The organism is Teredinibacter turnerae T7901, from assembly GCF_000023025.1.
Classification (GTDB): Bacteria; Pseudomonadota; Gammaproteobacteria; order Pseudomonadales; family Cellvibrionaceae; genus Teredinibacter; species Teredinibacter turnerae_B.
Window position 1 is genome coordinate 3,340,013 of the sequence record NC_012997.1, and the last position, 22,587, is coordinate 3,362,599.

The 22,587-nt window shown below is 52.0% G+C and carries 23 protein-coding genes and 1 tRNA gene; 4 read left to right on the top strand and 20 right to left on the bottom strand.

Annotated elements, in window-relative coordinates; all coding sequences use genetic code 11:
• Nucleotides 1-6: 6 nt before the first annotated feature.
• Genes pabB through TERTU_RS13175 form a run of 3 tightly spaced genes read right to left on the bottom strand, consistent with a single transcriptional unit; the run spans nucleotide 7 to nucleotide 3,468 of the window.
• On the bottom strand, nucleotides 7-2,112 hold the full coding sequence (gene pabB, locus TERTU_RS13165; protein WP_041590244.1) for an aminodeoxychorismate synthase component I: 2,106 nt from the start codon (nucleotides 2,110-2,112) through the stop codon (nucleotides 7-9).
• Between the two features lie 15 nt (nucleotides 2,113-2,127).
• Nucleotides 2,128-2,511 (bottom strand): lactoylglutathione lyase, encoded by a 384-nt coding sequence (gene gloA / locus TERTU_RS13170; RefSeq protein WP_015816921.1) that lies wholly within the window; start codon nucleotides 2,509-2,511, stop codon nucleotides 2,128-2,130.
• 60 nt (nucleotides 2,512-2,571) lie between these two features.
• Nucleotides 2,572-3,468 carry a LysM peptidoglycan-binding domain-containing protein gene (locus TERTU_RS13175; protein ID WP_015817449.1) on the bottom strand — a complete coding sequence of 299 codons (897 nt, stop codon included), beginning with the start codon at nucleotides 3,466-3,468 and terminating at the stop codon, nucleotides 2,572-2,574.
• Between the two features lie 348 nt (nucleotides 3,469-3,816).
• Between TERTU_RS13175 and TERTU_RS13185 the strand changes: the two genes are divergently transcribed.
• Nucleotides 3,817-3,893 (top strand) — tRNA-Pro (locus TERTU_RS13185).
• 35 nt (nucleotides 3,894-3,928) lie between these two features.
• On the opposite strand, the gene TERTU_RS13190 is transcribed toward TERTU_RS13185, so the two are convergent.
• The 15 genes from TERTU_RS13190 to TERTU_RS13260 all read right to left on the bottom strand — a co-directional run bounded on the left by TERTU_RS13190 (nucleotide 3,929) and on the right by TERTU_RS13260 (nucleotide 17,505).
• The gene (locus tag TERTU_RS13190; RefSeq protein WP_015817269.1) at nucleotides 3,929-4,270 is read right to left on the bottom strand and encodes a YbjQ family protein; all 342 of its coding nucleotides are present in this window, start codon (nucleotides 4,268-4,270) and stop codon (nucleotides 3,929-3,931) included.
• Complete coding sequence (locus TERTU_RS13195; RefSeq protein ID WP_015820597.1) at nucleotides 4,267-4,704, bottom strand: anti-sigma factor family protein; 438 nt, start codon at nucleotides 4,702-4,704, stop codon at nucleotides 4,267-4,269. Before TERTU_RS13195 ends, TERTU_RS13190 begins: the two co-directional genes overlap by 4 nt.
• The gene (locus TERTU_RS13200; RefSeq protein WP_015817149.1) at nucleotides 4,701-5,192 is read right to left on the bottom strand and encodes an RNA polymerase sigma factor; all 492 of its coding nucleotides are present in this window, start codon (nucleotides 5,190-5,192) and stop codon (nucleotides 4,701-4,703) included. The genes TERTU_RS13195 and TERTU_RS13200 overlap by 4 nt, the downstream gene beginning before the upstream one ends.
• A gap of 163 nt (nucleotides 5,193-5,355) precedes the next feature.
• A complete protein-coding gene (locus TERTU_RS13205; RefSeq protein ID WP_228378156.1) occupies nucleotides 5,356-6,216 on the bottom strand; it encodes a choice-of-anchor A family protein in 861 nt (286 codons plus the stop codon).
• A 422-nt stretch (nucleotides 6,217-6,638) separates the two neighbouring features.
• Nucleotides 6,639-7,193: a DJ-1 family glyoxalase III gene (locus TERTU_RS13210; RefSeq protein ID WP_015820505.1), complete on the bottom strand. Its 555-nt coding sequence runs from the start codon at nucleotides 7,191-7,193 to the stop codon at nucleotides 6,639-6,641.
• 115 nt (nucleotides 7,194-7,308) lie between these two features.
• Complete coding sequence (locus TERTU_RS13215) at nucleotides 7,309-8,031, bottom strand: sulfite exporter TauE/SafE family protein (protein ID WP_015817180.1); 723 nt, start codon at nucleotides 8,029-8,031, stop codon at nucleotides 7,309-7,311.
• Nucleotides 8,024-8,269, bottom strand: a complete 246-nt coding sequence (gene ccoS / locus TERTU_RS13220) for a cbb3-type cytochrome oxidase assembly protein CcoS (protein WP_015817755.1) — start codon at nucleotides 8,267-8,269, stop codon at nucleotides 8,024-8,026. Before ccoS ends, TERTU_RS13215 begins: the two co-directional genes overlap by 8 nt.
• Nucleotides 8,270-8,293: 24 nt before the next feature.
• Nucleotides 8,294-10,684, bottom strand: coding sequence for a heavy metal translocating P-type ATPase (locus TERTU_RS13225; protein WP_015818112.1), 2,391 nt, complete (start codon nucleotides 10,682-10,684; stop codon nucleotides 8,294-8,296).
• Nucleotides 10,685-10,691: 7 nt separating this feature from the next.
• On the bottom strand, nucleotides 10,692-11,186 hold the full coding sequence (locus TERTU_RS13230) for a FixH family protein (RefSeq protein ID WP_015818711.1): 495 nt from the start codon (nucleotides 11,184-11,186) through the stop codon (nucleotides 10,692-10,694).
• A gap of 27 nt (nucleotides 11,187-11,213) precedes the next feature.
• Nucleotides 11,214-12,647: a cytochrome c oxidase accessory protein CcoG gene (gene ccoG, locus TERTU_RS13235; protein ID WP_015817242.1), complete on the bottom strand. Its 1,434-nt coding sequence runs from the start codon at nucleotides 12,645-12,647 to the stop codon at nucleotides 11,214-11,216.
• Nucleotides 12,648-12,777: 130 nt separating this feature from the next.
• Nucleotides 12,778-13,680 (bottom strand): cytochrome-c oxidase, cbb3-type subunit III, encoded by a 903-nt coding sequence (gene ccoP / locus TERTU_RS13240; RefSeq protein WP_329600475.1) that lies wholly within the window; start codon nucleotides 13,678-13,680, stop codon nucleotides 12,778-12,780.
• A gap of 14 nt (nucleotides 13,681-13,694) precedes the next feature.
• On the bottom strand, nucleotides 13,695-13,895 hold the full coding sequence (locus TERTU_RS13245; RefSeq protein ID WP_015818133.1) for a CcoQ/FixQ family Cbb3-type cytochrome c oxidase assembly chaperone: 201 nt from the start codon (nucleotides 13,893-13,895) through the stop codon (nucleotides 13,695-13,697).
• A 5-nt stretch (nucleotides 13,896-13,900) separates the two neighbouring features.
• Nucleotides 13,901-14,512 (bottom strand): cytochrome-c oxidase, cbb3-type subunit II, encoded by a 612-nt coding sequence (gene ccoO, locus TERTU_RS13250; protein WP_015818712.1) that lies wholly within the window; start codon nucleotides 14,510-14,512, stop codon nucleotides 13,901-13,903.
• Between the two features lie 11 nt (nucleotides 14,513-14,523).
• Nucleotides 14,524-15,966: a cytochrome-c oxidase, cbb3-type subunit I gene (ccoN, locus tag TERTU_RS13255; protein ID WP_015819586.1), complete on the bottom strand. Its 1,443-nt coding sequence runs from the start codon at nucleotides 15,964-15,966 to the stop codon at nucleotides 14,524-14,526.
• 303 nt (nucleotides 15,967-16,269) lie between these two features.
• Complete coding sequence (locus tag TERTU_RS13260; RefSeq protein ID WP_015817727.1) at nucleotides 16,270-17,505, bottom strand: argininosuccinate synthase; 1,236 nt, start codon at nucleotides 17,503-17,505, stop codon at nucleotides 16,270-16,272.
• A gap of 154 nt (nucleotides 17,506-17,659) precedes the next feature.
• On the opposite strand from TERTU_RS13260, the gene TERTU_RS13265 reads away from it, so the two are divergent.
• Nucleotides 17,660-18,358, top strand: coding sequence for an ABC transporter permease (locus TERTU_RS13265; RefSeq protein ID WP_015820560.1), 699 nt, complete (start codon nucleotides 17,660-17,662; stop codon nucleotides 18,356-18,358).
• A gap of 29 nt (nucleotides 18,359-18,387) precedes the next feature.
• On the opposite strand, the gene TERTU_RS13270 is transcribed toward TERTU_RS13265, so the two are convergent.
• Entirely contained in the window at nucleotides 18,388-19,251 is an 864-nt protein-coding gene (locus TERTU_RS13270) for a flagellar protein MotY (protein WP_041590436.1), read from the bottom strand.
• A gap of 231 nt (nucleotides 19,252-19,482) precedes the next feature.
• Here TERTU_RS13270 and pyrC point away from each other — a divergent pair, with 231 nt between their 5' ends.
• Together pyrC and rnt are read left to right on the top strand one after the other, a co-directional pair.
• Nucleotides 19,483-20,517: a dihydroorotase gene (gene pyrC, locus TERTU_RS13275; protein ID WP_015820100.1), complete on the top strand. Its 1,035-nt coding sequence runs from the start codon at nucleotides 19,483-19,485 to the stop codon at nucleotides 20,515-20,517.
• Nucleotides 20,518-20,535: 18 nt separating this feature from the next.
• Nucleotides 20,536-21,171 carry a ribonuclease T gene (rnt, locus tag TERTU_RS13280; RefSeq protein WP_015818992.1) on the top strand — a complete coding sequence of 212 codons (636 nt, stop codon included), beginning with the start codon at nucleotides 20,536-20,538 and terminating at the stop codon, nucleotides 21,169-21,171.
• 35 nt (nucleotides 21,172-21,206) lie between these two features.
• On the opposite strand, the gene TERTU_RS13285 is transcribed toward rnt, so the two are convergent.
• Nucleotides 21,207-22,436 carry a valine--pyruvate transaminase gene (locus tag TERTU_RS13285; RefSeq protein ID WP_015819408.1) on the bottom strand — a complete coding sequence of 410 codons (1,230 nt, stop codon included), beginning with the start codon at nucleotides 22,434-22,436 and terminating at the stop codon, nucleotides 21,207-21,209.
• Nucleotides 22,437-22,587: the final 151 nt, after the last annotated feature.

A 22,587-nucleotide genomic window follows, 5' to 3' on the forward strand; every position in this document is an offset into this window, starting at 1 on the left:
GCTTGCTCAGCGGCCCAGTATTCCCGCAACGCCCCGCAAAATAGCTTCAGCCTTTATGCGGGTTTCCTCAAGCTCGGCCCGAGGATCTGAGAGGTCGGTAATAGCGCCACCCACGCCGAGACTGCAGCGTCCTTGGAGGCACACCAGACTGCGGATCACGATGCTCCAGTCGGCCGAACCGTTCAGTGCAAAATAACCAATCGCACCGGAGTAGACACCACGTGCGCGTCCTTCCAATTGATCCAGAATCTCCAGCGTTCGCTTTTTGGGGGCGCCGGTCATAGAACCGCCGGGAAAGCAGGCCCTAACGCAATCAACAGCGGTGCGCTCTTCCTCCAGCTCGCTCACCACTGTCGACACCATCTGATGGACGGTTTCAAAGGTTTCAACAGTAAACAGGGCAGGAACAGAGACACTCCCCACTTTCGAGACCTGCCCAAGATCGTTGCGCAGCAAATCAACAATCATCAAGTTTTCTGCGCGCTCTTTTTCATTTTCCGTAAGTTCGACAATAACCTGCGCGTCGGCCGCTGCCGTACTCGCACGACGGCGGGTCCCTTTAATCGGCTTGGTTTCAACTCGACCACATTGATCAATGGTGAGAAAGCGCTCAGGTGAACAACTCACCACCTGAAGATCGTCAAAACACAAATAACTCGCATAAGGCGCTGGATTCTCGGCACGCAGCCGCAGGAAAAGCTCCAGGGGCTCAAACTCACAAGGAGCACTAAGCTGGTTGGTAAGACAAATTTCGTAACTCTCACCGCGTTGCAGCATTTCCTTCGCCCGTGCAATCAGTTCAAGGTACGCCTGATCCGTGTGTGCAGGCACGAAAAGCCCAGACTGAGCGTTTGCTGCAGCCACGTGTTTATCTACCGCGTGAGGTGCATCTGGAACCGGAATCTTGCTCAGCGCAGCCAAGTGTTGCTCCATCTGGTGAAGCCACTGTTTCGCGCGATCACCCTCTTCTTCGAGATCGACACAGACCAGATAAATCGCCTGGGCCTGATGATCAAACACACAGATTCTGTCAGCAAACAATAAACATGCGTCTGGGGTATCTGCCCTATGGACAACCGGGTAGCCACAGTCGCCCTTCATCTCATAACCCAAATACCCCACGTACCCGAGATTAAATGGAAATGGCAGTTCACTGTTGTGTAACTCACGTTCAGCTAGCTGTTCATTGAGATAACTAAACAGCGGCGTCGCGACAACACTCTCGCCCTCGTGAGTTCGCACCCTGAGCAGCTGCGACTGCTGGCTGTACTCCAGTATTTCCGCCTGCGGGCCTGCGGCATCACCCATGTAAGAAAACCGCCCTTGTGGCGAACGGAAGCATTCACTGTCCAGCCAGAAACTCGTATTGCTTGCAGCGAAACAGGTTTTAAAAAACAGACTCGGCTGGAGGCAGCTGGCCAGACGGCGAAAAAATACTTTTAGAGGGGCCCTGCCAGATCGGGCGACTGGTGCTGGCTTAGCCGGCTTACTGGCCGCCGCAGACGCATCAAAGCCCGGGCCGTACCAGGCTTTGGTTAAATTGTGAAAATTGACGAGCAACTGGCGACCATACTCGGTACATACGGACTCGGGGTGAAACTGCACCCCCCACATCGGACGATGCCGGTGTCGCACGGCCATATTTGCACCGTCGGCTGTTTGGGCGATGACTTGCAGAGAGGAAGGTACTTTGCTCACCACCAGCGAATGGTAGCGAACGACTGCAAAGGGTGAGGGAATATGCCCAAATAGCGGGTCTTGCTGATGAAATACTTGGCTAATACGGCCGTGCATAACCGGGCGTAAATATTCCACTTCCCCGCCCATGGTCTGACACAAACCTTGATGACCGAGGCACACACCTAGCACCGGTACCTGCGCCTCGCGAATCACCTGCGCGCAGATGCCAAAGTCCACCTCGCTGTCGGCACGTCCAGGTCCGGGGGAAATAACGATGTTATCGAATCCCGCCGTTTTTAACGCATCCCAATCGCCGGCGTTGTTGCGTACGACGGTTGGCGGCTGGCCGTTAACCTCTGCGATCAGCTGATACAGATTAAACGTAAATGAATCGAAATTATCGATGAGAAGGGTTTTCACAACACCCGGCACTCGGCTGCGCAAAAACTATTTGCTGGTCAATAACTCGATTTTATAGCCGTCGGGATCTTCCACGAACGCCAGCACCGTTGTGCCATGTTTCATCGGGCCAGGTTCACGTACAACTTTGCCGCCGGCAGCTTTGATCTTGTCACAGGCGTCATAAACATCGGGAACGCCAATCGCCAGATGACCGAAACCATTACCAAGATCGTAACTGGGTGTATCCCAGTTGTGCGTCAACTCCAGCACGGTGTTGTCAGCTTCATCGCCGTAACCGACGAAAGCCAGAGTAAAACGTCCATCGGGAAAGTCGTCCTTGCTCAGAAGCTCCATACCTAATACGTCAGTGTAAAAAGCAATGGATTTGTCCAGGTCGCCGACCCGAATCATGGTGTGTAAAAAACGCATATTGAGACCTCCTCGCTACTAAGGGCGACAAGGATACTCCGCAGTGATAGCTTTTTCCAATTAAGGTGTGCTCTCGGTAGTAGTCTGCGCCTCTGCGGCTTTAATCAAATAGCGTTTGCGAGCGTCAAATCGCTCGAACGGGGTATTACGCAACTCGACCCAGTAATACTGGTCGCTGATGACATGAAGCAGATCGTTGCGATTAGCACTCACCAATGCAGGCTGAATGCGCTCGAAAGTCGCGTTGGTGTAATCACCTGTGTAGTGTAAATCCACGACTAAATCCTTCACTGGCTGGTCCAGGGAATGCCAGTCTACTGACCCGTATTTCTCAACCACATCCAGGCGGCGTGCAATGCGCAAAACAGCTCCGATCAATTCGTTGAACAAGATATGAAATAAGCGGTATTGAGATTCCGGGGTGATTTCGATGCGGTGGTAGCCCATATCCTGCAAAAACTTACGTGCTTTGGCTCCAGTTAAATGCCGACAACTGGCCAGGCTGCGCGCATCCACTGCATCCACACACGCCTCTCGCAAATCATTGAATATTTCCTGCTCGGAGCGATCGCGCAAGCAGTAGCCACGACCAATAACAACGCCCGATGTGGCATCAGGTACATGGGGTTTGCGGCTGAAAAAGCGCCCACGTATTTCGCTGCCTGCCAGCTCGAAGGTCAAGCGCCCCTCGCTTGGCACCAGCCAATCAACGTCACCCAACGGCAAGTTGCAACAATCGGTCTGGTTTGCCGCAGAAACATCACCAAATCGTACAAGGGTGTCATCCAATTTTGCTGTCGGAATAATCAAGCGGTCGCCACCGCGCACACAGTCAGGATCAGCCCGGTATCGGGGGTTTGCCGACAGCAACTCATTAAGCGTTACACGAAAGCGCCGTGCAACCGCCAAGAGGTTCTCGCCAGTTTGTACAGAATATTCAAACTCGCCTTGTTTCATGGAGGCTCCTACGCAAGTCCACTTGATGATTTACTGGTTTGAATTGCTTTTGTTTGCGCAGTTGACAGAGACTACAACCGAACTCCGCAAACGCCAGCTGCGCCCAGACCTGGAAAACACTTTTCATACGTCAGCCGCTTACAAAAAAATCGACAGTTGCAGAGCGCGTGGTCAATATCCTGTGGTTTTTTTACAGAAGTATTACATGGCGGAAATAAGCGCAGAGGCTTAGCGCGCAAAACAACGGCGTGGTGTCTGGGACACAAGGTGAATAGTGACTTATTCGAAGAGAGGAAATTGATTTGAGTGTATTTTGCGGCCGTCAATTTTATGTAACAATGCACGCATCGGAGCGTAGCTCAGCCTGGTAGAGCACTGCCTTCGGGAGGCAGGGGCCGGAGGTTCGAATCCTCTCGCTCCGACCATTTAATAGGGCCTGTCTGCCCGCAGCCCTTCTTATTTACTGGACCGCTCGCAGTTTAACTGCCGTGCCATAAGCCAGTAACTCCGCAGCGCCGGCTGCCAGGGTGCTGGTTGTAAAACGCAAATTGATAACGGCGTCTGCACCCAGCTCACGAGCTTCCACTAGCATGCGCTCCAGCGCTTGTTCGCGACTTTCCGCAATGAGCTTTGTGTACTCTGTAATTTCACCGCCGATTAGAGACCGCAGGCCAGCTAAGATATCGTTACCCAGGTGCCGAGCGCGGATCGTATTACCTCTCACCAAACCCAAAGCACTCTCTATTTCCCGACCGGGAACCGTTTCTGTGGTGAGAACTGGAATCAGTAAAGCCTTGCTCATAAATTCACCTTGCGAAATTTATCCGTTTTTAAAATTTTAAGCTGCTGACGCAGCACACTGGCGAATAACAAGAGAATACCCAAAGTGAGCGAACCAACCAGACACCTGTGCCACCAGAGCATATCGCTTTGAATAACGGTGAAAATAACGGCGTAACCCATTAGCATCGCGACAATGAGCAGCAACAGCCAGCCACCCCAGGCGAGCAAGTTAGCCATCTGATCAGTGCGCAAAATTTCCCGCTGCCGTTCGTCCTGGCTGATGAGGGAGTAATCCCCAGTCAGTTTTTTTAGCGTGTTAAGTTGCTCGTACCTCTCACGGCAAGCACTGCATTTTGCCAGATGCTGATTTATCCGCTGCCCTTGCTGTTGGGTTAACTCGCCATCCACCAGTCCGGAAATTAAGGGGGATAGCACCTCGCAATCCGTATTCATAAACGCCCTCCTATGGTTAGGAAATGCTCTCGCAATTGGGTGCGCGCCCGATGCAACCGGGACATTACTGTACCCGGTGTTAAGCCGAGAATTTGACCTACCTGGCTGTAGTTGAAATCGAGCATATCTTTCAGCGCGATAATTTCTCGATGCTCCAGACTTAACTGGGCTATCGCCTGACGAAGTTGGTCCGCCTGCTGACGCTTTTCGAGGGTTTCCTGCGGACCACAATTCCGGCAGACTTCCCTGTCCATCGATATCGTGCTGTCGTACTTTAAGCGATGGCGCACCCGCAGCGTATCAATACAGAGATTGTGCACTATCGTAAAAAACCAGGCGCGGGAACTCTCCTCGCCATCCGGTATTTTGCGAGCCTTGCCGGCTTTCACCAACGCCTCTTGCACAATATCCTGAGCTTCAGATTTATCTGCGATTAGCTTTTCGGCTAGTATCAACGCACCAGCTCGAAACACCAGCCATTGCTCCATCGGGTTATTTGCCTCCAGTCTCCAAGGACTTTCTCTATAAACGGGTTGAAGAACAAAATATTCCCTTACACTGCAAAATTCTATCGAGACGCTAGAAAGTGCCGTTTTGAGCGGGCAAAAAAAAGCCGGGTTACCCCGGCTCTGAGAGTCGACAAAGAAGTACTCAGGCGCGCTTCTTGCGACGATAGCGTGCAGCAGCAAAAGCCAGCAAAGCCGAGCCAAACAGCACACTTGAACCGGGAAGAGGTACCGTACTTACATCGTGCGGATACTCGTAGTCGTGGATTTGGCGCTGTGTGCGCAGAGAACCCGCAGCCAGGGAACCGTCGAGAGTACCCATGAGAGTCACGTCCGCATCAATCGCCAGGATTGAACCAACAATAGGGTTTGAAATCGTCAGTTCTTCTGCTTCGAAGAAATTCCACAATATGTCGCTGGCACCCAAACCACTGTTACCACTAAGGTCCAGGCCAGGAAAGTTGTACCCGTAGCCAGTATTCACATGGGTACCAGACACGTTAATGATCAATGTGTCCGCCTGTACACCGGAGAAAGTGAAGTTAGTGTTCTGACGAAACAGCTCGTCATAAGACATATCAAAAAAGGCTACGCTAGAAGTACCGCTGTAGCTGAAGGCGCCATTGACGAAAGACGCACTGTTGCCTACACCGGACATACCACTGAAGGTTTGACTCGCAGACTTAAGATCTGCCACCACGCTGTCGATACTTAAACCAGCGTCATGGACAATACTCGCTCCCGCTCCGTGAAGTTCCACGTTGGAGGAAGAAGAGATTGCGCCACCGAGTACCAGGTTGCCCGATTTAACTTTTACATGGCCAGCGTTGATATCGCCAACCACCTGCAATGAATCCACCACCGGCGCCGCAGGCACCTGGACAGCAAATTCCGAAGCGCCGCCGTTAAGGTCGCCGCCAATAAACGTTTTACCCCAAACTGAACCGCCTTCGTGAACATAATCACCAGCAACCACCAGATTATATTCAGCGAGGGGGATACTCATAGCCGCGGCCCCTTGGCTCACCAGCAGCGCGGCGGATACATACAATGATCCGATTATTTTTTTCACCGATCTTACCCCGTAGTCATCTTGTAAACATTCTTGTTTTCAGCCCTTTGCCCAATCCTAACGCCAGACTGGTGCACGGCCCGGATATAGCAATATATAGGCCAATAATTTAAGTTAGTAATAACTCCGCTCGCAGCGCCTGTTTTTACTGCACAAAAATATTGTGGAGACTCTAGTTTTCGGGGAAAAATCGTCGTGAAAATTCACAAGGTAAAGAATATCGACAGGATAATTTTGGCTCTTGTTTTTAGTGCACAATTACGCCCAAAGAAAGCCTTTGTCGCGAGTATCAAAATACTGTCAGCAATAGAGCAGAGTGAGTTCGCAGGCAAACCCGCAATGGAGCTGTGGTCTATCTATCGGGACAGCAGACCGTCCGCGACCGCTGCCGCCTTCTCCGAGCCAAATAGACGCGTCACCAGCGCCAAAGAAAACTCCATCGCGGTGCCCGGCCCCTGGCTGGTAATAAGGTTTTCATCCTCCACCACGCGTTCCACACTCACCGCCCTGGCTTGGCTGGCAAGTTCCTCCTGAAATCCGGGATAGCAGGTAGCGACCCGATCGGCAAGTAACCCATGGCGCCCCAAGACCACAGCCGGCGCCGCACATATCGCAGCCAGCAAACGTTGTTGGGCAAGCTGCTGCCGCACAAGCTCCATGAGAGGCCCACTCTGAGCGAGATGATCCGCTCCCGGCAAGCCACCAGGCAGCGCGATCAGGTCCCAATCCCGGCCGCAGCTCCCTATCAAGCAGCTGCCATCGAGTTTTACACCGCGAGACGCGATAATCTGGGAGTGCTCCATGACCGAAGCGACAGTAACCTCAGCGCCTGCTCGCACTAACACATCAATAATCGTAACGGCTTCGATTTCTTCGCTACCGTCTGCAATTGGAACCAAAACATTGGCCATCACTCGATTCTCCATTACATTAAGATGTTAAGGAACGTCTGATTAACCTAATAAATATTTTATTGGCTACACCCGCCCCTGCCGGCCGAGCGCTAATTAGCCAAAAGCAGAAAAATTAGTGGCAGTGTGCGGGGTCCATCATCATTGCCGGAGCGTCAATTAGGCCCCAGGAAACAAGCAGTATCTTGGCCACAGGAATTAATGTGTATACGCCATAGACAATAAAACCTATCCCAAATATTCTGCGCACCCACACATGGGCGATCGCCTTTTTGATATAACCACTGGCCAAACCTCCAGCAAATACGGCTGGCAAGGTTCCCAACCCAAAAGCCAGCATCACGGTGCCGCCTGAAGCGAAATTCGCCTGAACTGCAGCGTACACGAGCGCAGAATAAACCAGGCCGCAGGGCAACCAACCCCAAAGAAAACCTAATAGCAGTGCGTTCGGCACCGTTTTTACGGGCATTAATTTTCCGGCTAAAGGTGAAACAAATCGCCAGAGCATACCACCCGCTTTTTCCAACCGGGAAAGCACTCGCCACCAGTCCGCCAGATAAAACCCCATGCCGATGAGCAATACACCAGACAGTGCGCGTAAAATCGGTAGTGGCGTCAGGCCGTCGAACATACCCGCGACCAATGCGGCGAGGCCGCCGATAAGCGCGTAGCTCCCAATTCTGCCGAGGTTATACGCCAGCAAAATGAAAATCGAATAAACCCGACCCTGCGCCTGGTTCGCGAAAGCCAGTGCAGCGGTGACCCCACCACACATACCCAGGCAGTGGCCTGCTCCCATCAAGCCTAAAGTAAATGCAGCAATTACAGGTTCAATCATCAGCGTCTGCTTTCTCTAGAGTGGTGTCGGAATTTTTGGGGCTAGAATCATTAGAGTTAGAACTATGTGGGCCAGCGGAATCAGCTCTTTTAGCGGCTTCGTCTTCATCAAACAAAATCCGGCGTGCTTCAGTATCTAAATCTTCGTATTGCCCAGAGCGCACCGCCCAGAAGAAAATACTCACAGCGATAATTACGAACACGATCGCAATCGGAATTAAAATAAATAAACTTTCCACGAGGTTATCCTGGGTGGGGAAGAATCAGGTGCGCATTGCGTTGAGCACAACAACGAGCGAACTGGCGGACATGCCTATCGCCGCCAGCCACGGAGGGAGAATCCCTGTTGCGGCGGCAGGTAGCGCAACAAGATTATACACCAGCGCCCAAGTGAGATTTTGACGTATGATTTTTTGAACTCGGGCAGACAATACAATAATGGCCGGAATCGCGGTGAGGTTACCGTTAAGCAAAATACCGTCAGCTTTCGATTGCGCGAGTCGCGTAGCGGACCCCATCGCCATCGATATATCTGCCGCAGAAAGCACGGGCACATCGTTTATTCCGTCACCGACCATCAGTACCCGCGCCCCCTGAGCCTGTTGCTGATTTAGCCAGTGCAACTTGTCTGCAGGCCGTGCCTCCCCGGCCCAATCTGCAATACCCGCAGCCTTTGCGACATCCGCGACAACGCTGTAGCGATCGCCGCTCAGCAAGGTGACATTCCTGTTCAGCTCTCCCAATTCGGTTACCGCATTTATTGCAGACTCTCGTAAACAATCGCCGAGCATAATCCAGCGCAGAGGAATAGCTTGGCCATCGGCCTCAGTCTCCGCGGCCAGCAACTGCCACAAAACCTGGGCGTCCTCATCTGGATAAGCCACCCCGGGCGCAGCGAATTCCGGCCTGCCAAACCGATAGTGTGTTCCGTTTACGCATCCACAAACACCCTCGCCTTCACTCACGCTCACGTCAGTCGCCACCAACCCGCGATCAAACGCTCTAAAAACATCGGCAATCGGGTGTTGCGCGTACTGCTCCAGTGCAGCAATGATGGAAAGAGATTCAGCTTCACCAGTCTGCGCCCCAGCGCCTGGGGAGACCGTGCCCAGCAAGCGCAAATGCCCTTCGGTTAGGGTACCAGTTTTGTCGAATACCACGTGGGTCAGCCGCGCCAGGCTCTCCATCACTTGCGGCCCGCTAACTAACACCCCCAGCTGCCGAGCACGGTTTAATCCAGCGGTTAAAGCTGCTGGCGTAGCGAGAGAGAGCGCACAAGGACAAGTGACCACCAGCACCGAGAGCACTACCCACAACGCCCGTTCTGGCTCAATGTGCCACCACACGAAAGCAACGATCACCGACAAAACTAACACTGCAGCAACAAACCTACCGGCGATTAAATCGGCGAAAGCGATTTGCCGAGGTTTCTGCAAAGCTGCCTGCTCAACCAATTGCTCGATGGCTGCCAATTGCGTATTCGCGCCAGTTTGAACAACATGCATCTGCAACGCTGATTCACGATTCAGCGTTCCTGCACAGAGAGAATCGCCACGTTTTTTTATTTGTGGTAGAGATTCACCCGTCAAAATCGATTCGTCGACAGACGCTTGCGCGTTGGTCAATACACCATCGGCCGGAATCATATCCCCTGCATTCACCCAAACCTGATCGCCAGGCCGCAATGCATTCAAAGGGACAGACACTTTACTTCCTGCCTCATCCATCCGGGTTACGGTCAGAGGCAATAATTGGCGTAGATTTTCACTGGCAAAGGCACTGCTGTGGCGCGCACGCATCTCCAGAAAACGCCCCAGCAAAAGAAAGAATGTAAACATGGAAACCGAATCGAAATAGACATCCCCCGTTTCCGTTAAAGTCGCAAACGCACTGGCCGTGTAAGCTAAACCAATTGCCAGCGAGACCGGCACATCCATATTTAAATGCTTTGCTCTAAGCGCGCGCGCGGCACTCAGAAAAAAGGGCGCTGCAGAGAAAAACACGACCGGTGTTGCAATAACTAAACTCACCCAGCGCAAGAAACTTTGCCAATTCTGCTCAATGCCGTAGTGATCGCCAGAGTAGAGAGCCACGGCCACCATACCCACCTGCATCATTCCAATACCGGCGACGCCGAGCCGCATAAAAGCCTGGTGGCGCTCAGCTTTACGCTGCTGCTGATTGCTCTCCAAGCGGTCCGGGAGCGGCTGATAACCAATGCGCTGAATCTCGTTCAATAACGTACTTAACGGCGCCGTCTCTGGATTCCAACGCAAAGTGCACCGACGCGTCGTCGCGTTAACTCTAACCTGGGACACCCCGCGCTGTTCGCCCAGGTGTTTCTCAATGAGCCAGGCACAGGCCGCACAACTGATACCCTGAATACTCAGGCGCGCGACCGCTAAATTGTCGGCATCGCGATGAACGAAGTCCAATTGGACCTCGGGCAAATCGTAACCGAGAAAATCATTGTTTAATGCACGAGGTTTTTCTGCAAGTTCGTCGCGAAAGCGATAATAACTGGAGAGGCCCCCTTCACTGATCGTCAATGCGACCAAGCGACAAGCCTCGCAACAGAACAATTGTGGGTGATCGTCTATTTTGGCGGTGATATTGCCATCGGCAGGCAAACCGCAATGAAAGCACTGGGTCATCGCAACACTAGCGCAACTCTACGGAAGCTTGCTGGGAAAAATCTGCCTCGCCGCTCACTCGCCAAACCAGCTCCGACGCGTCACCGCGTCGCGACTCAATCCGCAAATACCAACGCCCCTTGGGTAATACGTCAGCCTCTGCTTCATAACCGGTAAATGATTTTCTGTGAAGAAGGTACTCATGATCCTGGTTAGCCTTCAGCGGATGGGAAAGCATCAGGATGAGCTCTTCGTCACTATCCACCGGCTCGTTAAGGGTCACATTTATTATCGAGTCAGACAAATTCAGTGTCAAAGTCGCGGCCAGACCTTGATCGTGTGCTTCGCGTTCTGCTTCGAAGAGCTTATTTACGGCCTTGCCTTCCTTGTAGTAGTCATCGCGCACCACGTCATCGCGATATTTAACAGAAATAAACACCAGCCCCAGCCCGATAAAAATAACAAAGAACAAAGGGCCTACAACCAGCCAGGCCCAAGGCTCTCGGTACCAGGGTTTAATCACTTTTGTTTCCAAGCTGCACATCTCAGTTTATTTGCGAGGAACTGGCCCCAGGAAGTTCGTGGTTTCGGTCGCGACAAGGCTTTCATCATCCAAAGAGGTGACGGTCATCACCAATCGCGCTTTTTCGCTATCCAGCGATTTGCGCTCTACGGCAACACGTACGGGTACGGTAAACACCTCGCCTGGCATAATCTCCACTTTGCGATAGTTCACTACTCTGAACGGGTAATCGCCGGACACCGTAAGCGTATAGCTGTGCGCGCTGTTGTCCATATTATTTATTTTTACCGTATATACATTTTGCACATCATCACCATTAATCCGGTAAAGACGTGCACCCCGATCGCGAATAACATCGACACTCAGAGGGGTTCGGCTGGAGATGGTATAGATAAATGCCGTTGCCATGACCACAACCGCCAGCACATAACCAATAACGCGTGGCCGAAAAAACCTGAATTTACCGGTTTGTAATTCCACTTCCGATGTGAATCGAATCAGACCACGGTCATAGTTCATTTTATCCATGACTGCATTGCAGGCATCGACGCACAAACCACAATTGATACATTCGTATTGCAAGCCGTCTCGAATATCGATATCCACGGGGCAAACCTGAACACACCATGAGCAATCGGTGCAATCACCCAAACCTTTTTCTTTGGGATCATCTTTCGGTTTTCTAGCGCCGCGCGGTTCACCACGTGCCACATCGTAATATACAGCCAGAGTATTGTTATCGTACATCACTGATTGGAAGCGCGCGTAAGGACACATGTACTTACACACCTGCTCACGCATATAGCCAGCATTCAGATAAGTCGCAGCAGTGAAGAAAAACGTCCAGAACGCGGCTGCTGGAGGGATGTCAAACGTAAGAATTCCCGACTCCCCCCAATAGGGAAGCATTCCGGAAAGCAACTCCCGCACCGGTAGGAAGTAACCGATAAACGTAGCACCAGTGGCAAAGGCGATTGCGAGCCACACAGCATGCTTAGCTGTTTTGCGCCAAATCTTATTAAAATTCCATGGGGAATTATCAAGCTTGACCTGCTTGTTGCGGTCGCCCTCAAAAAAGTGTTCGACTGAAAAGAAAATAAGCGTCCAGACTGTTTGCGGGCAAGTAAAACCGCACCAAACCCGCCCCAAAGACGTGGTTACAGCAAACAAAGAAAACGCAGAGATAATAAGTAGCCAGGCCAGCAACATAAAATCTTGTGGCCAGAATGTCAGCCAGAGCACATGAAATTGCCGCGCAGGAAGATCAAACAAAACAGCGGGCCGACCGTCAATTGTCAGCCAGGGCAAAAGCGCGAAGACAACAATTAAAGGTATACCTGTATACCGACGAATGCTCTGATAAAAACCAGAAATTTTGCGAATGTATATTTTATCCGGTTTCTCGTAGAGATTCCGATAGCGGATAGGTTGCTCTTCTTCCGGCGACAGCTTGTCTGACACTTTCTTTGGCTCCCACTTTTTTTAGATTTATCTAATATACTATAAACTTGCACCAATAAAAAAGCGGAAGGCGTGTCACCGTTCAGGCTCCCTGCACTTCCGCTTAAAAAGCTTGTATCTGCTCTACAGTTTACTTGTCGTAGTCGTACGAGAGTGAGTATACGTAAGCTGTTAACAAGTGAATTTTTTCCTCTCGCAGTTTATTTTCCTGCGCGGGCATTTGGTTTTTACGCCCCGAGCGAATCGCCTGCTGGATCGCTTCACGCGAGCCCTCATACAACCAGATACTATCAGTCAGGTTAGGCGCGCCGACCAGCTTCTGGCCTTTTCCATCCGGGCCATGACACGCAGCACAGGTACTCTGGAACTGGCCAGCGCCCTGTTCAGCCAGATCAGCATCGTGGTCCATGCCGGAAAGGCTCATTACGTATTCAGCAACGGCGACAACTTTCTCTTCGCCAAGTATTTCACCCCAGGCAGGCATAGCTCCCGAACGACCGTGGGTTATGCTGGCCTGGATTTCTTCCGGGGAACCACCGTAGAGCCAGTCTTTGTCAGTAAGGTTGGGGAAACCAAAGTTACCGCCACCATCAGCGCCGTGACAAACAGAGCAGTTGTTCGCGAATAAACGCACACCCATTTTCATCGCACGACCATCGTGAATCAGCTCTTCCACTGGCATGCTTGAATAAACACCGTAGGTTTTGGTGTGATCTTCACGGGCGGCTTCCTGTTCGGCTTCCAGTTGTTTTACGGAAGTCCAACCAATAACCCCTTTGTAGGCGCCAAAGCCTGGGTATATCACCAGGTAGATAGCAGCAAAAATGAGCGTGCCCACAAATAGCATGAACCACCATCGTGGTAGCGGGTTGTCGTACTCTTCAATGCCATCGTACACATGACCCGTCGTTTTGTTCTCGTCCTGACCATCGTCTTTTACCGCCACTTTGCGGTTGGCGAACAGTACCCAACACACCAATGCTAAACACATTGATGTGAGGATCATGATCCAAAGACTCCAAAATGTACTCATATTCAGCCCTGCCCTTATTTTTGCTCAGCTGACTGATGACTTTCGCCCTCAGTTTTTTGTTGTTTGTTTTTACTCTCGGGTTCGTCGGCAAACGGCAGATTTGCCGCTTCTTCAAAGCGCTTTTTGCGTTTAGGTGAAAACGCCCACCAGCAAACCCCGGCAAACGCGATCATCACAAAGATCGTGGAAAGCCCCTGGAGTGTTATAAGATCCATACCCGTTACCGCTTCTGTGTGAGCAAAGTGCCCAACTGCTGAAGGTAGGCAACCACCGCGTCGATTTCCTTCTTGCCTTTAACAGCATCAGCGGCGCCTGCAATGTCGTCATCGGTATAAGGCACACCCACGCTGCGCAACGCTTTCATTTTCTTGGCTGTATCTTTACCGTCCAACACCGCATCAAATAGCCAGGGGAACTCAGGCATATTGGATTCAGGGACCACGTTGCGCGGGTTGTAAAGGTGAGCCCGGTGCCAGTTGTCACTGTAACGACCACCCACGCGAGCCAGATCTGGCCCGGTACGCTTAGAGCCCCAAAGAAACGGGTGCTCATAAACAGACTCGCCAGCGACTGAGTAATGACCGTAACGCTCTACCTCAGCGCGCAGCGGGCGCACCATCTGGGTGTGGCAAACGGTGCAACCCTCGCGGATATAAATATCGCGTCCTTCCAGCTGCAGCGCTGTAAGCGGCTTTAGTCCATCAATAGGTTTGGTTGTTTCTTCCAGAAAGAACTGCGGCACAATTTGCACTAAACCGCCAAAGCTGATGGCCACTACCGTCAGCAATACGAGAAGGCCAACATTTTTTTCTACTATGTCATGATTCTTCACGTTTGATCCCCTTACGCAACCTGCGGCTCTGAAGCGGAAGTCGCTTCTTCAGGCTGCTTATCATTCACAGTTCTGTATACGTTGTAGGCCATAACGAGCATGCCTGATGCGAAGGTCAAACCACCCAGGAAACGAACAATATAGCCGTAGTGGCTGGATTCCACCGCCTCAGCGAAACTGTAGGTCAAGGTAGAGTCCGCGTTAAATGCGCGCCACATGAGGCCCTGCATAATACCGTTTACCCACATGGAGGCGATGTAAAGCACGGTACCGATAGTTGCCATCCAGAAGTGGATGTTAATCAGATTCACCGAGTACATTTTGGCACGGCCAAACAGCGGTGGAACCAGGTGGTAGACCGCACCGATAGAAATCATCGCAACCCAACCCAATGCGCCGGAATGCACGTGACCGATGGTCCAATCAGTGTAATGCGACAGGGAGTTCACAGTTTTGATAGCCATCATCGGGCCTTCGAAAGTGGACATTCCGTAGAACGACAAGGACACGACCAAAAAACGCAATGTTGGGTCGGTGCGAAGCTTATCCCAGGCACCTGACAGGGTCATCATTCCGTTGATCATGCCACCCCAGGATGGCGCCAGCAGGATCAAAGACATGACCATACCCAGCGATTGCGCCCAATCTGGTAGCGCGGTGTACATCAGGTGGTGAGGACCCGCCCAAATGTAAACCGCGATCAACGCCCAAAAATGCACAATAGACAGTTGGTAGGAGTAGACCGGGCGGCCCGCTTGTTTGGGCACGAAGTAATACATCATGCCCAGGAAGCCCGCCGTCAGGAAAAAGCCAACCGCGTTGTGGCCGTACCACCACTGAACCATCGCATCCATAGTGCCAGCATAGGCAGAATAAGACTTAAACAGCGTAACGGGCACGGCCATATTGTTAACCACATGCAGCAGCGCGACAGTCACAATGAACGCGCCAAAAAACCAGTTGGCGACGTAGATGTGGGAGGTTGTGCGCTTAACCACTGTACCGAAGAAAACGATGGCGTATGACACCCAAACCAGGGTGATCGCAATATCAATTGGCCATTCCAGCTCGGCGTATTCTTTAGACGAGGTATAGCCCAGTGGCAGGGTAATCGCCGCCGCAACGATGATTGCCTGCCAGCCCCAGAAGGTGAACGGAATTAAAAAACCACCCCAAAGGCGGGTTTGGCAGGTCCGCTGAACCACATAGTAGGAGGTCGCGAACAGCGCACAGCCACCGAATGCGAAAATAACGGCGTTGGTGTGCAGCGGGCGCAAACGACCAAAGTGAGTATAGGGTTGCAGCAGGTTGTTCAGGTCCGGCCACACCAATTGCGCGGCGATCAATACGCCGATGAACATACCGACAATACCCCACACAACTGTCATGATCGTGAACTGACGCACGACCTTGTAGTTGTATGCCGGCTGTTCTGTTGCCAAGCCATTACTCATAGTGAAGTCCTGTGTTTTTGGTTTTTACGAGTTTAGAAACGACAGCGCCAGGAGCGCACCACCCATGCCCCTGGTCTACGAATACATTGTTTGGCGCTAGCTTGAGCACCGGGAATCACGCGGATTTTATATGGATATGGCACCGATATAAATCGCGCGCATGAAGTTACCTGAGATTATAGGTACTCAAACAAGCATAGGTTTGATTACCATCAAATGGCACACTAAACAACATGATACCTGAGAACCCGTTTGAAATTGCCAGTTTTAGCACTGGCAACTTCCATACAACCGCGATGAAGATCAGTTTTCCAGCTTACGACCCTTTTGCGCGGCGATGCGCATGCGCAGCGCATTAAGCTTGATAAAACCAGCCGCATCTTTTTGATCATACGCGCCTGCGTCGTCTTCAAACGTGGCGATAGACTCGTCAAACAGGCTATCTGCGGAACGACGGCCCACCACCGTAACGGCACCCTTGTACAGTTTGAGGCGCACATCACCGTTGACACACGCCTGACTTTCGTCAATTGCCGCCTGCATCATTTTTCTCTCAGGACTCCACCAGTAGCCGTTATAAACGAGATCTGCGTATTTGGGCATCAACGCGTCTTTGAAGTGAGCGACTTCGCGATCCAGGGTAATCGATTCAATAGCCCTGTGCGCAGGAAGCAAAATGGTGCCCCCTGGCGTTTCGTAGCAACCGCGGGATTTCATACCCACGTAGCGGTTTTCTACGATATCCAAACGACCAATTCCGTGCGCACCGCCTTTTTTGTTAAGTGTTTCCAGAATTGTAGCAGGCGACATTGCCTCGCCGTTTATCGCCACAGGGTCGCCTTTCTCGAATGAGATCTCGATATATTCCGGTGTGTCTGGTGCCTGCTCAGGGGAAACCGTCCAACGCCACATATCCGCCTCAGCTTCAACCCAGGGGTTTTCCAGAATGTCGCCTTCATATGAAATATGGAGCAGGTTAGCATCCATGGAATAAGGAGACTTTTTCGTCGCCTTGGCAAAATCCACCGGGATTTCATGTTCTTTACAGTAGGCCATCAAAGTTTCGCGAGATGTGAGGTTCCATTCGCGCCAGGGAGCAATAACTTTTACACCTGGCTTCAGTGCATAGGCGCCCAACTCGAAGCGAACCTGATCATTCCCCTTGCCGGTAGCGCCGTGAGAAATCGCGTCGGCCCCGGTTTCATTCGCAATTTCGATCATTCGCTTAGCAATCAGCGGACGTGCTATTGAGGTACCCAGCAAGTATTCGCCTTCATAGATTGCATTGGCGCGGAACATTGGAAAAACGTAATCCCGAACGAACTCTTCGCGTAAATCTTCAATATAAATTTCTTTAACACCCATGGCCTGAGCTTTGGCGCGAGCGGGCTCTACTTCCTCGCCCTGGCCGATATTGGCCGTGAATGTAACAACTTCACACTGGTAGGTTTCCTGCAACCACTTTACGATCACAGACGTATCGAGGCCGCCAGAGTAGGCAAGAACGACTTTTTTTATTGAAGAATTTTCGGCTGACATGTTGACTCCGTAACGGAATTGCCCGCGAACAGCGGATAAAACAATGAGGGGGCCGAATTTTAAAGGCTCGCCTCTCTAAACTCCAGTGCTTTTACGGTTACCCTGACCGATTAACGTCTGCATTAATCATTACTCAGGTTGCAGAGGCTTGAACATGACCCATCTTTCCGTATCCGCAACACTGCTTTCGATGGCCCCTCTGCTATTAGCCCTGCTGATTTTTCAATGGCAACTCGGCCATACGCGCGAGCTCGCCATTGCGGCGGTGCGCATGGTACTCCAGTTGGTTGGTATCGGTTACCTGCTTAATGTGCTATTTACCAGCCCCGCGCCAGTTCTGGGTTTGTGCGTGCTCAGCGTCATGCTCATGGCAGCCTCCTGGATAGCACTGCGACCGCTACAAAACAAGTCTGCCTGGCGATATGTCGCAGCGCTGTCTAGCCTGACTATTGCCAGTGTGCTCCACCTGGTATGGATTATTTTCGTGGTGTTACAGCCAGCCCCCTGGTATCAACCACAGCAAATCATCCCGCTCGCGGGTATGGTGGTCGCGAATGGCATGAACAGCTTGAGTCTCGGCGCTGAAAGACTTGAAGCACAAATTGATAGCCATGAACTGCCGGAAGCCTGTGTAAGTGCGTTTAGAGCCGCAATGATTCCCCAAGTGAATTCATTGCTGGCGGTGGGATTAGTTTCATTGCCGGGAATGATGACAGGTCAAATTCTCGCCGGGATGGCACCACTGGAGGCAGTTCGCTATCAGATTCTGGTGATGAGTATGATTGCAGGCAACGCAAGCCTCACCCTGGCACTCTACTTCTGGCAGGTAAAGCGCAACTACAGGAAACACTAGGCCAGATAAAATGTAGCTAAAATTAGACCTCAACTCTCGTCAGCAGCCTGCGCAGCCATAGTCGTGGTACCCTCAGGCGGCGCTTCGGGTTGCGCCAGTTTTTCCATGCGTACGGTAACGCGACGATTTTTTGCCCGCCCCGATGACGAGTCGTTAGATGCCACCGGGTAGCGCTCGCCATGCCAGCGGACAACCAGCTGAGATTCCGGAATACCATGGCCGACCAGATAGTCCCGCACCAGATCTGCCCGAGTTTTAGACAGCTCCAAATTATCAATCCGCGTCCCCTCTGCACTGGCGTGCGCATCGATAATAAACTGGTTAATCGCTTTGTCATGCTTTACCAGGAGTATGATCTGATCGAGCTTCTGCGTTGCGGCTCGACTGAGTTTATCGGTGTAGCCAACCACGAAATACAGGGACGTGCGCTTTAGTTGATCGAAGTTTGCGGGCAGGAGCCCTGCCAGACAATCCAGATATTTGCGATATTCTGACCGAAACCCAATATTCGAAATAGCCAGGTCGACATTTTCTGCCTCGTCGTACCAGCTTTCCCTCAGCAATGCTATTTCTTTACCGGAGTTCAGGCCCGCCAGCATCAGCTCAGTTTTCTCCCGCCCCAACCACAGAGGGCGAGTACCGCGCTTCACCTGCACACTACCCAATACTTCCTGAACCTGGGGATGAGCCCAAACCGGCGACCTGGCTACCAACGCGGCTTCACCAGCTTCGAACTGCGCCACTTTGGAACGAAGATAAAATGAGGACGATTCTCCTGCTCGGGTACGAAACACCACCTGCCCAAACAACGGTACAGTCTGCGCCAGCCGGCACTCGAATACCGAGCCAGACGTGGTCCAGTTGCTATCATTAATTCCATTCGTAAAGCGCACAGCGCCGCACTCGTACGCAAAAACGCACAGTAGGAACAAAAGATAACGGCAAAGCTTTCGCATGGTGAACAAATGAATTCCGGGTTATTCGTCGATTATCGGCAGGCGCAGCCATTTCTTGAGTCATGGGCAACTGACGCCATTTCCGGTAGCATGCGCCCCTGCGTATTATCTTAAGCATAGTGGGTATGCGCCCATTTGGCCGCCCCGACAACCATAAGGCTTCAATCCATGACAGATTCACTGACCCTGTTGCGCCCAGACGACTGGCATATTCACCTGCGCGACGGGACAGCCCTGGAAACCACCGTACCTCACGCTGCAGCCAGCTTTGCCCGAGCGATTATCATGCCCAATCTGGTGCCACCGGTAACAAATGCCGAGGAGGCTCTGGCCTATCGGGCCCGCATTGAGGCTCAGATTCCAGCGGAGACACCGTTCGAACCTTTAATGGTTCTGTATCTAACAAACAACACCACACCTGAAACGATAGCCGCAGCAAAAGCGGCCGGTGTTGTGGCCTGCAAGCTCTACCCGGCCGGCGCCACAACCAACTCTGCGTCCGGGGTTACGGATATCCAACACATTTACCCAGCGCTGGAAGAGATGGAACGACAAGGTGTACTTTTGCTCTTACACGGTGAAGTCACCGACAGTGCAATCGATATTTTCGACCGCGAAGCCGTATTCATAGAACGAACGCTGCGCAAGGTTGTAGCCGATTTTCCAAAATTGAAAATTGTGCTGGAACATATCACTACCCAGCAAGCAGCGGAGTTCGTCGCTCAAGCCCCTGACAACGTCGCCGCCACCATTACTGCCCACCACCTGCTCTACAACCGCAACCATATGTTGGCCGGAGGTATTCGCCCCCACTATTACTGCCTGCCAATTCTGAAGCGCCAAACTCACCAGCAAGCGCTAGTGGCTGCGGCCACTAGCGGCAGCCCAAAGTTCTTCCTCGGTACCGATTCCGCGCCTCACGCCAAGAGTCGCAAAGAAGCGGCGTGTGGGTGCGCAGGCAGCTACACGGCGTTTGCTGCCATTGAGCTCTATGCCGAAGCCTTCGAGGATGCTGGCGCACTGGACCGCCTGGAGGGCTTTGCCAGCCACTTCGGCCCCGATTTCTATGGTTTGCCGCGCAATTCAGACACCATCACCTTGCGCCGCGAACCATGGTCTGTACCCGATACCCTGACCTTCGGCGACGAGTCACTCGTACCGGTAAAAGCGGGCGAAACCCTGAATTGGCGAGTTCAAAAATAACCTACAAGGCGTGAGTAAGTGAGTTCTACCGAGATAGTCAAAACACCGTTCGCACAACGTTTTCGCGGCTTTCTACCTGTAATTATCGATGTGGAAACCGGCGGTTTTAATGCAGCCACCGATGCGCTACTGGAAATCGCAGCGGTTACCTTACATATGGATGACAATGGATTCCTGCAGCGGGACGAAACGTTTTCTTTCCATGTCGAGCCGTTTGAGGGAGCCAACATTGAAAAGGCGGCACTGGAGTTTACGGGCATTGACCTGGAAAGCGAAGATCGAGAAGCCGTACCCGAAGCAATTGCATTAGGCGATATTTTCGCTGGCGTACGTAAAGCCGTAAAGGGTTACGGTTGTAACCGCGCGGTGCTGGTGGGCCACAACGCGCACTTTGATTTAAACTTTCTTAACGCCGCGGCGGCACGCAGCGATATCAAGCGGAATCCCTTTCATCCGTTTTCCTGTTTTGATACTGCGACCCTGTGCGGCCTAATCTTCGGCCACACGGTGCTGGCGACCTCCTGCAAACTTGCCGGCCTCGAGTTTTCCAACCGCGAAGCTCATTCAGCCGCTTACGATGCAGAAAAAACGGCCGACCTCTTCTGCCTGATGGTGAACAAATGGAAAGCCCTCGGCGGCTGGCCTCTCGAGTAAATACGGCATAGGCCCCGGCAATCGCGCCGTGGGCTTTACCCTAGCGCGCGAACTTCTCTTGCAAGGATCTGCAATGCGTCACTAATCACCTCTGGCGCCTGACAAAAATTTAGGCGAATACACTGGTGCGCGTGATCCCAATTCTCGTCCATGCCAAAGAAAAAATGCTCTCCGGCCATAATCAGCACGTTGGCCTCTTTCATGCGTTGGTACAACTGCTCGCTACTGACAGGTAAATCCGGAAACCAGATCCAAACAAAAAACGCCCCTTCCGACTCGTGCACCCGATAGTTCAGCCCCGCTAGATGCCGATCTATTTGCTCCAACATGTAGGCCTGCTTCGCACGATAGTAGGGCTGAATAACCGTTTCACAGATCGAATCCAGCTCATTGGCAGCCATCAGCGAATTCATCAGCATCGGCCCTAGATTGCCACAGGCTAGGGAAATAATGGTGTTTGCGCTCACAAACTTTTTGATAACAGCTTCGGGCGCGACAACGATACCGGTGCGCACGCCGGGCAAGCCGAGCTTGGACAGGCTCAACATAAGAATGGTGTTGTCATCCCAAAACGACTCCGCTTCCTGATAAACCACACCAGGAAACGGAAAACCGTAGGCGCAGTCAACAATTAGCGGAATATTGTGCGCGCGAGCGATGGCTTGCAGCTGGCGCATCTCATCGTCAGAAACAACATTTCCTGATGGATTGGTTGGCCGTGAGACGCAAAGTGCGGCAGTATCGGACGTGATTTCGAGTGCAGCGAAGTCGATATGGTATTTGAAACGGTGCTCACCGATCAGCTCTATGCGCGGGCGATAGCCTTTAAATATGTTATCTCCAAGCCCCTGGTCGCGGTAGCCCAGGTATTCCGGCATCATCGGTAAGCATATCTGGCCTTGTGCTGCGAGCAAATTCAGCAAAATAAAGAACGCAGACTGGCTGCCATTTGCAACCGCGATATTCGCCGTAGTCACCGGCCATTGGTAGCGTTGCTGCAAATAACTGGCAAGCGCGTCTATAAACGCTTCATTGCCCTGGGGCGACTGATAAATCCCAATCAACTTGTGCAACTCAGCTGGCTGATCACATATCGCTTTTAAATGCTCGCCAATACGCGCTTCAAACTCTGGAATATGCGCCGGGTTGCCACCACCGAGAAACAACAGATCCGGATTTACATTAAGTGCGTCGCCAAGGTCTTCCATGAGGTCAACAATAGCAGCGTCGCCAGTGAACTTTTGAGCAAAAGATGAGGGATTCATATCAGCGTATTCATAAAAATTTTGCCGATTCTATCAGGATTGCGGGCTACAGCGGGCACCGAGTTAGCAGAGGCGAATGCCTTCGGAGTCGTGCGGAGAGAGGTCGGCAAGTCCGAATGATTGAAGATCTCGCGGTGAACCGACGATGCAG